13 protein-coding genes are annotated in these 9,751 nt (G+C 43.6%); 10 read left to right on the plus strand and 3 right to left on the minus strand.

Annotated features, from left to right (window positions below):
• Nucleotides 1–159: 159 nt before the first annotated feature.
• The 9 genes from GF401_19025 to GF401_19065 all read left to right on the plus strand — a co-directional run bounded on the left by GF401_19025 (nt 160) and on the right by GF401_19065 (nt 6,168).
• A complete protein-coding gene (locus tag GF401_19025) occupies nt 160–534 on the plus strand; it encodes a response regulator (GenBank protein MBD3347152.1) in 375 nt (124 codons plus the stop codon).
• A gap of 99 nt (nt 535–633) precedes the next feature.
• Entirely contained in the window at nt 634–1,206 is a 573-nt protein-coding gene (locus GF401_19030; GenBank protein MBD3347153.1) for a response regulator, read from the plus strand.
• Nucleotides 1,207–1,341: 135 nt separating this feature from the next.
• Nucleotides 1,342–1,689, plus strand: a complete 348-nt coding sequence (locus GF401_19035) for a hypothetical protein (protein ID MBD3347154.1) — start codon at nt 1,342–1,344, stop codon at nt 1,687–1,689.
• Nucleotides 1,690–1,702: 13 nt separating this feature from the next.
• Nucleotides 1,703–2,584, plus strand: coding sequence for an HDOD domain-containing protein (locus GF401_19040; protein ID MBD3347155.1), 882 nt, complete (start codon nt 1,703–1,705; stop codon nt 2,582–2,584).
• A gap of 28 nt (nt 2,585–2,612) precedes the next feature.
• The gene (locus tag GF401_19045) at nt 2,613–3,911 is read left to right on the plus strand and encodes a hypothetical protein (protein MBD3347156.1); all 1,299 of its coding nucleotides are present in this window, start codon (nt 2,613–2,615) and stop codon (nt 3,909–3,911) included.
• A gap of 192 nt (nt 3,912–4,103) precedes the next feature.
• On the plus strand, nt 4,104–4,241 hold the full coding sequence (locus GF401_19050) for a hypothetical protein (GenBank protein MBD3347157.1): 138 nt from the start codon (nt 4,104–4,106) through the stop codon (nt 4,239–4,241).
• A gap of 133 nt (nt 4,242–4,374) precedes the next feature.
• Nucleotides 4,375–5,109, plus strand: coding sequence for a hypothetical protein (locus tag GF401_19055; protein ID MBD3347158.1), 735 nt, complete (start codon nt 4,375–4,377; stop codon nt 5,107–5,109).
• Between the two features lie 128 nt (nt 5,110–5,237).
• A complete protein-coding gene (locus GF401_19060; protein ID MBD3347159.1) occupies nt 5,238–5,669 on the plus strand; it encodes a hypothetical protein in 432 nt (143 codons plus the stop codon).
• Between the two features lie 88 nt (nt 5,670–5,757).
• Nucleotides 5,758–6,168: a PEGA domain-containing protein gene (locus GF401_19065; protein MBD3347160.1), complete on the plus strand. Its 411-nt coding sequence runs from the start codon at nt 5,758–5,760 to the stop codon at nt 6,166–6,168.
• 152 nt (nt 6,169–6,320) lie between these two features.
• On the opposite strand, the gene GF401_19070 is transcribed toward GF401_19065, so the two are convergent.
• The gene (locus GF401_19070; GenBank protein MBD3347161.1) at nt 6,321–7,313 is read right to left on the minus strand and encodes a TIM barrel protein; all 993 of its coding nucleotides are present in this window, start codon (nt 7,311–7,313) and stop codon (nt 6,321–6,323) included.
• 265 nt (nt 7,314–7,578) lie between these two features.
• On the opposite strand from GF401_19070, the gene GF401_19075 reads away from it, so the two are divergent.
• The gene (locus GF401_19075; protein MBD3347162.1) at nt 7,579–8,358 is read left to right on the plus strand and encodes a helix-turn-helix domain-containing protein; all 780 of its coding nucleotides are present in this window, start codon (nt 7,579–7,581) and stop codon (nt 8,356–8,358) included.
• Between the two features lie 277 nt (nt 8,359–8,635).
• Here the strand turns inward: GF401_19075 and GF401_19080 are convergent, their stop codons facing one another.
• Both GF401_19080 and GF401_19085 read right to left on the minus strand, forming a co-directional pair.
• On the minus strand, nt 8,636–8,917 hold the full coding sequence (locus GF401_19080; protein ID MBD3347163.1) for a type II toxin-antitoxin system mRNA interferase toxin, RelE/StbE family: 282 nt from the start codon (nt 8,915–8,917) through the stop codon (nt 8,636–8,638).
• Nucleotides 8,914–9,126, minus strand: a complete 213-nt coding sequence (locus GF401_19085; protein MBD3347164.1) for a hypothetical protein — start codon at nt 9,124–9,126, stop codon at nt 8,914–8,916. The genes GF401_19080 and GF401_19085 overlap by 4 nt, the downstream gene beginning before the upstream one ends.
• Nucleotides 9,127–9,751 lie beyond the last annotated feature (625 nt).

Below are 9,751 nucleotides of genomic sequence, written 5' to 3' on the forward strand. Positions count from 1 at the left end.
CAGATGCCGGAATAATTCTTTCCATCGGGCTGTTTTCTTTGCATGGTTGACATTCTTCCCTATATTGGGTATAATATACATATGACAGGAAATGCAGGTTAGGCATCTTAGGCAACTTGCGACCTTCATGGAATTTGAGGAGAAAAAGGGGAGGACCGGATGAATTGTAAGAATGAGTCGAAGGAGATTCTGGTTGTTGATGACTGTCCTGAGATGCGAGCGGTGATGATTGATGTGCTCAAGGAGGAGGGGTATATCGTTATCGGGGCAGAGAGTGGTGATGATGCAATGAAATTGTTGCGCGATTTGACATTCAAAGTATTGGTGACCGATGTCGATATGCCGGGCATGAATGGATTGGAGCTTGCCCGGTATGTTAAAAAGGAGTATCCGGATACTGAAATTCTGATAGTTACCGGAAGTCATGAATTGTGTGTGGCAGAAACCGTTAAGGAGGTTGGCGCCGAATTCATGCAGAAGCCGTTTTGTCTATCGGCACTCATTGAAACAGTTCGGATGTTAATAGGAAAGTAGTCGATAATTGCATTTCGGGGAGCGCTACAGCTATGTTTTTATAGCGAACAAAGGCCCATATTCGATTAAAATATTTTCTCAAACAGGAGTTGAAGGCAAATGGCGCAGAAACGGACATTAACATCCGGAGAGGTCGCCCGTTTTTGTGAAGTGAATTTTCGTACCGTTCTTCGCTGGATCGAGAAGGGGATGCTCAGATCATACCGTCTTCCCGGAACCAGGAAAGATCATCGTATCAAAGTTGAAGATCTTGTGGTATTTTTAAAGGAGAACAATATGCCCATACCGGAAGATCTTGGGCCGGTTGTACCTCGCGTTCTCATTGTTGATGATGATAAAAGCATGGCAAAATCGATCCGTCGTTCGTTGATCGAGCAGGATTATGATACCGAGATCGCCTTTGATGGATTCAGTGCCGGTACGTTGATGCAGAGATTTATGCCGTCTGTCGTGACGCTTGATTTAGCCATGCCGGGCATGGGAGGGGTGGATGTGATCAAATTTATCCGGAGCAGGCCGGAGTTTGCCCACGTGAAAGTTCTGGTTGTTTCTGCCCGGCCAAGGGAAGAGTTGGAGGCTGCTTGTAAAGCTGGCGCCGATGATATGCTCGAAAAACCCTTTGAAAATCCTGTACTTTTAGAAAAAATTACTTCCCTTATGAAGAGAAATTGATAACCGCACATTGCAATGTGTCGGATTATAATTAAAAGAATCTTGCCAAAATCTGCCCGCTTTGTTATCATTGAAATTGACTTCGCTTTTGCCCCTTAGTGTTCAATAAAAGAAATATCAGGGTACAAACAAGATATGGTTCGTCTACGCACTGCAGCGCTTAAAGAAGGTATGATTACTGCCGCTCCGGTTATTGCGCAGGGACGCACCTTGCTTGCCGCGGGAGTTACAGTCACCCGGAAACACATGCGAATTTTCAAGACCTGGGGTGTCACTCATGTTATGGTTGAAGGAGATGCTCCGGATTATGAGGGGGAAAATACCCTTGATATGAATTCAAGGGAGGTCCGGACAATAAAAACTGAAATCGAGAAACGGTTTTCCAGAAATGACGAGGGTAATGAAATTATTGCTTGTTTAAAAGAAATCGCTTTCAAAAAAGCAATCGAGGAGTCTATGCAGAATATTTCCGGTTCTGTTTAGGGGTAGGGTTACTATGGAATCGGCATTGCGCACCCGTATGGAAAAAATTATCGGCCGGATCGATCAGTTGCCGACACTTCCTTTAGTTTGTCGGCGCCTTCAGGCCATGCTTACTGATCCCACTGTTTCTGCCCGAGATGTTGGGGCGGTGATCGAACAGGATCAGGCTCTGGCTGCCAAACTGCTTAAAGTTGTTAATTCGTCCTATTATCATTTCCCCAAAAAGATTTCTACCATAAGCCACAGCGTTGTTATTCTGGGATTCAACGAAATAAAACACATGGCCCTTTCGGTTTCACTCCTTAAGATGTTTGGAAGGAAAACAGGCAAAAACGCATTTAGTCAGTCGGAGTTGTGGAAACATTCCCTTGGTGTTGCTGTCTGCGCGGGAGCTATCGGCCGGAAAGTCGGACAGAGCAAATGTCCCAGTCATGAGGAGGCTTTTGCCGCCGGTCTGCTGCATGATATTGGTAAGATTATCGAAGACCAGTTTCTTCATGACGACTTTGTCAGGGTATTAACGACCAGGCAAAATGAGAAACTTCGTCTTGTGGAAGCAGAAAAAAGCGTGCTCCGGTTCACTCACCAGGATATTGGCGCATTTCTTGCCGAACAGTGGCGAATTCCACCGGTCCTCGTATCTGCAATCGGATTTCACCATGACCCGATAATGTGTCGAAACAGCGAATCGATATTTACCATAACATCGATTGTTCATTGTGCAAATGTCATTGTACGCTCGATAGCACTTGGCTCCGGCGGCGATCCTTTTGTACCGCACTTTGTTCCTGAATCCTGGTATTCACTCGGTATGACGATCGAACATGTGCAGGAAATAGTCGATGAAACCTGTTTACTTTACGATGACATGTCGAATCTTCTCTTAGGGGAATAAATCCTTGGAAAAAGAACGGCAGCCTGTAATGCGTAACGAAAGCATTCACGACAGATATGAATTGCTTGAGTATTTTGTTGGGAAGCTCCACAGCAGAAATACGCCGGTTGAAATCTATACATTTCTCCTCGATTTTCTTCAGGCAATACTCAGCGACCGCAAAGAATCGGTTTCAGGATGTGTTTTTGTTGTTAATGATGAAACTGCTGAATTCGAACCTTTGATTATCAAAGGGGACTCTCCTGTCGAATTCTATGAAAGTGAATGCGACTATCAAGTCGATACGGGTATTGTACCCTGGTGTATTACCAACAAACGTATGGCTTTTACCGAAGCAAAATCTCTTGCGTGCGGAAAATTTTGTGTTATTATTCCTCTGTTCACGGTTACCCGGACGCTGGGATTGGCATTTCTTCACACCGGTAAAAGCGAGTCGGACATTTCGCGGGCCACATTCAAGATACTCAGTCTTGCATGCCTTCAGGCAAGTCTCTATGCGGATATTGTAGAGATGTACGCCCGATTACAAAAAACTCAGGCGCATCTTGTACAATCCGAAAAACTTGCCGGTATCGGACAGCTTGCCGCCGGTATTGCCCATGAAATCAACAATCCCGTCGGATTCGTGACAAATAACTCGTCGACCCTGGCCGGGTATGTGAAAAAAATGAAATCGGTACTGGAATTATATCGGAAACAGCAGGCAAGTCCGGAGATTAGGAGCAGGGAGAGGGAATTGAAAATCGATATGGTTCTGGATGATATCGATGAACTGATGAAAGAAAACATTGACGGTTTAAATAAGATTACAGAGATTGTGCGCGCAATCAGGAATTTTGCCGGAAATGTTGAGCAGAAAGTCCATACACTGGCGGATATCAATGAAGGGCTGAAAAGCGCCTGTGTTATGGCGCGCAATGAAATAAAATATCATGCCGATATCGAAACCGATTTCGGAAATATTCCACCGGTCGAATGTGCAATTGGAGAATTGAATCAGGTATTTCTCAATCTTCTTGTTAATGCTGCTCAGTCAATCAGAGAACAGGAGGGCGTTGCAAGAGGCAAAATCCGAATCAGCACCCGTTTGAAAAACAATTTTGTTTATATCGAGATCACGGATAATGGTCCTGGAATCGGTGATATGATATTACCGAAGATATTCGATCCTTTTTTTACCACCAAACCGGCAGGAAGCGGAACCGGATTGGGATTAAGCATTTCCTATGATATTATTGTTAATAAACACAATGGAGAAATTGATATAAAAACCGCACCAGGTGAAGGTACTACTTTTATTCTAAAACTCGCGGTATCCTCACGATAAATTATCCCACACAAAATTCATTTAAACTTCATTCAGGCTGCACAGTGGAGTAATTACCCGGGAATTTAACTGTTTACCTTTTGCAGTTATTTCAGGTGGTATGGTATATTGTATTTGGGCCTTGTAAAAATTCCTGAAATTATTTTAGTTATTATTCCGAATCTATGGTTTATACTAAAGGAGGTTTTCCACATGTCCTACACCTATCAGGATCTCAAAAACAAGAACCTGACAGAGCTTAAAGACATCGCAAAGGATTCATCATTTAAAACGAAAAATGTATCAGGCAACAGTATAAAAATAGGGCGAAATAGCCTGGCATTTTTCTGATTTTCCTGTTTTACTTTATTTATGATTAATAATCGTGAAGCATGCGTGAGTCGGTGCATGTTCACCATCGTTTCGGCCTGAATTTTCAGCACGTAGTGATTTCGGGTGCAAATATTAACAAAAGGATAATATTATGAGAGCTCAGCGAGTTAATATAGCCCAATGTTTGGTATCGTTTCTATTCATAATTGTAATGGCTGCCGCAGCACAGTCATCATTTAAAATCGAAAACCTCGATAAACTTCCTTCCTATGAACGGTATGAAATGGTAGAGAAGGGGAGTTCCTCCGGGAATGTTCCGGTCGTGATCGAGTATCGGGTTAAAAACCGGGGAAAATCGAATGCTTGCTGGAAAGTGAATGGAACGATACAATTGCCCGGCATGCTTATTGAAGAAGAATATGAAATTGTTCATGATCAACTCAAAATACGGGAGTTTAAGAGAAAACAGACTACCCGGCGCGGTACGGTGGATGCAAAAACAAAGATTGATATGGACGTATACACAAGCGATCCTGATGAATTTATCATTACCGCTATTCCCGGAATTATGTATATTTTGCGGACCTTTCCCTTTCATTCCGGCAAGAAAATGGTCCGTGTTCGTATTCCTCAGCAAAACAAGAAAATCTCCAATTTCAAGGTAGTAAACAAAGGAAAGAAGCGGCTTGCAACAAAGCACTACGGCACCATTGAGGTATATCAGCTCGAAGTTTCGATAATGATGCCGGTTGTCGGTATGATAGCACCTAAGCTCAACTTCTATTTTCTTAACGATCCGCAAAAAACACTTGTTGCGATCGAGGGTACCACACTTGCAAGTGGAAAAGATCTGAATGTAGAACTGAAATCTTATACTCTTAAATAAATTCTTTTCAGATTTTACTTTCTGTCGCATAATTCTGATGTTATATTCTTTATAGAAGCATATTCGGGCTTTTGATGGTATATCGATCAGCTCTATATATCTATATAGAAAAAGGAGGGAGGTCGGTTATGAAAATACTGCCGATTACGGTAATTATACTTGTTTGTGTAATACAGATTTTTGCGCAATCCGATTCAATACGTTCATCAATCGATACTCTACCGGAAGATGTTTCTCCGTATCCCTTTAAATGTGCAATCCTCGATACCACTCCATCAAATTCACGGGTGACTGTCGATGGTGACAGCATTTTTTTCAGACTTTTCTATGTCGATATGGCATGTTCAGAATTTTCTTATAACCTCAACACAGATGAGCACCTTCTCATTATCAGACGAAGCTCCGATGATGAGCTTACCTGTGATGAAGAAGAGCAATCCGTATACGGTATCCAAGGGCATATAAAAGATGTCCCCAAAGGTAAATATATCCTCCAACTGGAGAGCGTCTTCAGTGGAGCAAAAGGTATATTGTTCAGGGAAGCGATTGTGGTTGACTGAGGATGAGGTGGACTCAATGAGTTCGGTAAATATAAAGATGTGAGACAAACGACCTGCCCCGAAGTACTATCGGAAGAGACACAACGATATGAGAGGAAAAATAATCCCCTTTCTTAACCTTCGAACTTTAACTTTCAACTCATCTTCACCAGAAAGGATTTCCATGAAAAGTCTGGCTTTAATTTTCTGCGGGATACTGCTTTTAGGCTGTGCCGGGAGCGGTGGTAAAATCGATTTTTCGAAGTATGATACGAATAATGTGATGTCGGATTTTGAGCGGGAACGGGCAACGGCAAATATTTTTATCACCACTCAGCCTCCGGGTGCGAAAATATTCATGGATGACAAATATGTTGGTGAAGCCAATCAGGAAGTGGTTAATGTTTTGCCGGGCAAACGGGTTATAACGCTTATCAAAGGCGACTACTACTATCAGGATACGCTCTATTTCCAGCCGGGAAGCAATGGGCCGCGGGAGATCACGCTAAAAAAGAAATAACCGCATTAAGAAGGGTGGTGAAAACATTTTCCCCCATACTCCACCCCTCCATTTCATAATAAAAGCCCGCCTGTTCAGCTCAGGCGGGCTCGAAAACCAATTCCCACAGTGGAAATTCAGTAAAAAGGGAATTCTCTTTGTGCCTGCACGGTTTATCGGGGTGCTGCAAGCAGATTATCTCGAATAAATTCACTGGTGGCGATTGGATCCCGCTCCTTAATCAGTGATTCTACCGCCGGTGTTCCGACCTTTTCTAATATGGCTTCCATCCGTTGAACAAAGAGCACACTGCTCCGGATAGCACCGTAACCATCCTCACGATAGGGATACTGATCCATGGAGGTCCATCCCTGATAACAGGTCTTTTTAAGCCAGTAGAGAATTTCGAGATATTCAACAAGTCGGATGGAGCCTACAATCATGTCGTCATCCCAGGAACTGTAATTATCGTTGAAATGCATGTGGAATAGTTTATCACCGGCCATCTTACACAAAGCGATCGATTCGCCGACATTTTCGTAGGCCATGAACGCATGACCGGTATCGATACAGATACCTACGTTATCCATGTTGATCGTGTTGACCACAAAAATCGTATCGGCAACCCGGGCAAGATAGGAATGGGTTCGCGGTTCCTTTATTTTATACTCCAGCGCAAGTTTCACGCCTTTCTCTTTTGCATATTTTGCGCACTCGACAACTCCATCGATAAACCATTGGCGCTCTTCGAGGTAATCGGCGCATAAAGGATAGTCGTAGCCGTCCTGACCCGGCCAGATATTGAGCAGGTCGCAGTTCATTTCAACCGCTATATCGACAGTCGTTTTTATCTCTTTTACGATCGCCTCGCGAATAGATTTATCGGGAGCGCTGAACGACCCCTTACCCCAGCGCTTCTGACTGAATTGGTCGGGGATTATTGATGCACACTGAAGATTGTTGTCACCGAGCATGCTTTTCATCTCTTTAACATTGGATTCATCGATATCCCAGGTGCCCACAAGCTCGATTCCGGTAACCCGGTCGATACTTGCAGCCTGCTTGAGCATTGTGGCCTTATCAAGCTGTTCTTTGTAACCCGATGATAGGAAACGGTCGCAGGTGTTGCCCAAATTGCCTAAAATCACCGAATATTTAAATGACATATAAAACCTCCAACCGTTGTGAATGCATTATCATTTATACTAAGATAGCACAATACTGCATTGAAAGGAACCGGACGAACTGACGCAAAGGAGGAGAAGTTTGACATTTTCGGGATAAAAAGAAACATCAGGGCGGAAGATGAGAGGCAAAGAATGGATCTTTTTTTACCCTTAATCTCATTCGGTTCTTCTTTCTATTATATGTTCCAATTATATTTTATAATATTCCATTAACGAGCAAAGCAGCGTGAAAGGCCCAGGTATCATGCAAATTCCTCCACCATCCTTTATTGCAGAGATAATCCCTGTAAAATACGGAATAGCTGTCTGTGCGCCTGAATGGGAAGTTGACGAAAAACAGGGAAGAGCGACCCACCGGCTGTATTATGTCTATAGGGGAGACGTTACCTATGTCGATAGTGAGAGCCATATCCGGTTGAACAAAGATACCCTCTATATTTTTCCCACCAATGTGCCCTATACAATCACTCATAATCCACACGATCCTTTGTGTTGTTTGTGGATAGTATTCGACTCCCGCCCTGATTTTTTCAATAAAACAATCGAATATCAGATCAACCATGGATCGCTCGAATATTTTATCATCAAATCGATTGAACAATTTGTTAAAGATCAGCGGACTGGAAGTCGTTTTACGGCATTACAACTTCAGCAGCTATTTTTCTTTATCAGCGAAAGAGTCGAATTCTCCTTTATTCTCGACCGTCGTATAATGGACACCCTCACCTATGTAAACAGAAATCTCGACAAGGAAATCTCGGTCTATGATATGGCCAGGGCCAGAAACCTCGATGCGTCCTATTTCTCCCGTCTTTTTAAAAAGGTTATCGGCTATTCTCCGCAACACTACATTCTGGATACGAAAATCAATCGGGCTACCGATCTATTAATTCAGGGGTATTCGGTGAAAGAGAGTGCCTTTAAAGTCGGATTCACCGATCAAAAGGAATTTTCGAGGATTTTCAAGAAATACAAAGGCATCCCGCCGTCGCAGTTCAAGAAATTCCAGCAAGACCTGCCTTAAAAAGACATCTTTGGGGTCGGACCTCGGCGGGGATAATTATTGTCAGTTGTTGGCCGGTTTTGCCGGCTATTTTCCGGCCGGGTCTGGCGATTACTGTTTTTTTGTTGGACTTCTCAGGCATGGTTAATCACTATATACAATTTAGCAATAAATGAATCTCAAAATAATATTGGTAAAGTTTAATCCGGTAGAAGACGGCTGAAATATGATAAACAAATAATGGTTGGGATTGGAAGCGCGGTTTTGTGTGGCCCGGCCCGATAGGGCATACTAAAGTTTAGTAAACCTCATCATGCGTTCCGATAGTTTCAAGCAGAATAGCTTCTTTATCTTTTTCTTTTACAAAACTGAATACAATACGCAAATCATATCCGGCGCTGCAGGCCCAGGAACCAGCGAGATTGCCTGTCAGCTTGTGAGTTTTAAGGTATGGATGATAGGCGTCTTGTTCGAGCTTTTCAAGGGCTTCTTTTATATCAGAGACTAAAAGGGGCTTTTTTCGCAACATCTTTTTTGCGGCGCGGATAAATGCCGTGGACCGAATAAGCGGACGTTTCATGATACTATTTCATTAATAATGTCATCAGGGCCGGCGATTTTGCATTTCTTTTTCCTGTATTCGGTTCGTGCATCTTTAATATCTTTTGCAAGCCCGCTTCTGCGTTCCGCTATTGTTCGTTTATGCAGGATCTCAACGAGTTCTTCCCGTGCATCAATTGGAAGATGGCTGGCGGCTTCCAATACATCATCGAAACGTGGGTTTTTCATATTTTCTCTCCTCAGGTTTCTTTTAAAATACCATTTTTGCGCTGGTCTTGCCATAAAAATTACCTGTGATAATTTAGAGTCCCTAACAAAATGAAGTCCAGCTCTGGCCGGCTGCTAAAACCCATTGGCTTCGTTTGGCTGCATCGCCATATCTCAGCGGATATGCCTGCTTCGCCTGCCTCGCCACTGGGTCTTCTCGCTCAGCCATCGTTACGAACCTCATTTTGTTAGGGGCTCTTAGGGAGAATTACCGCACAAACACTGCCTGATGGTTGGTCGAGTCTGGGGTCGGACCAGAGCAAATGCCCCTCATCCTCCAAAATCGCCAATTTCAACGAAAAACAACCAATATTTCAGCCCTTAGCGCTCGATCCGGAGCCCCCAAATCGCATTCTAAGCGCTGTTTTACTCCCCGAACTCCCGCTTCAGTCCCTCAAGTTCCCACTTATACAAGCCCATACCATCACTCACAACAAAACTGAGCGGCCTGGTAATCCACGCAGTGGATGTCGGGCGGGCACTCTCTCGCATTACCCGGCCAAGCACCTTCGGCTTGCCCAGAGGAACCGAATAATCGCCGTCAACCGGCATGGCGATAAATGTGGGGTTCGGCGCCCGCTGAATA

The organism is Chitinivibrionales bacterium, assembly GCA_014728215.1.
In the GTDB taxonomy this organism is placed as follows: Bacteria; Fibrobacterota; Chitinivibrionia; order Chitinivibrionales; family WJKA01; genus WJKA01.

Bases quoted from the DNA above. Each gene is read 5' to 3' on its own strand.
- GF401_19025 (MBD3347152.1), top strand. From the start codon at position 160: ATGAATTGTAAGAATGAGTCGAAGGAGATTCTGGTTGTTGATGACTGT.
- GF401_19030 (MBD3347153.1), top strand. From the start codon at position 634: ATGGCGCAGAAACGGACATTAACATCCGGAGAGGTCGCCCGTTTTTGT.
- GF401_19035 (MBD3347154.1), top strand. From the start codon at position 1,342: ATGGTTCGTCTACGCACTGCAGCGCTTAAAGAAGGTATGATTACTGCC.
- GF401_19040 (MBD3347155.1), top strand. From the start codon at position 1,703: ATGGAATCGGCATTGCGCACCCGTATGGAAAAAATTATCGGCCGGATC.
- GF401_19045 (MBD3347156.1), top strand. From the start codon at position 2,613: ATGCGTAACGAAAGCATTCACGACAGATATGAATTGCTTGAGTATTTT.
- GF401_19050 (MBD3347157.1), top strand. From the start codon at position 4,104: ATGTCCTACACCTATCAGGATCTCAAAAACAAGAACCTGACAGAGCTT.
- GF401_19055 (MBD3347158.1), top strand. From the start codon at position 4,375: ATGAGAGCTCAGCGAGTTAATATAGCCCAATGTTTGGTATCGTTTCTA.
- GF401_19060 (MBD3347159.1), top strand. From the start codon at position 5,238: ATGAAAATACTGCCGATTACGGTAATTATACTTGTTTGTGTAATACAG.
- GF401_19065 (MBD3347160.1), top strand. From the start codon at position 5,758: ATGAGAGGAAAAATAATCCCCTTTCTTAACCTTCGAACTTTAACTTTC.
- GF401_19070 (MBD3347161.1), bottom strand. From the start codon at position 7,313: ATGTCATTTAAATATTCGGTGATTTTAGGCAATTTGGGCAACACCTGC.
- GF401_19075 (MBD3347162.1), top strand. From the start codon at position 7,579: ATGCAAATTCCTCCACCATCCTTTATTGCAGAGATAATCCCTGTAAAA.
- GF401_19080 (MBD3347163.1), bottom strand. From the start codon at position 8,917: ATGAAACGTCCGCTTATTCGGTCCACGGCATTTATCCGCGCCGCAAAA.
- GF401_19085 (MBD3347164.1), bottom strand. From the start codon at position 9,126: ATGAAAAACCCACGTTTCGATGATGTATTGGAAGCCGCCAGCCATCTT.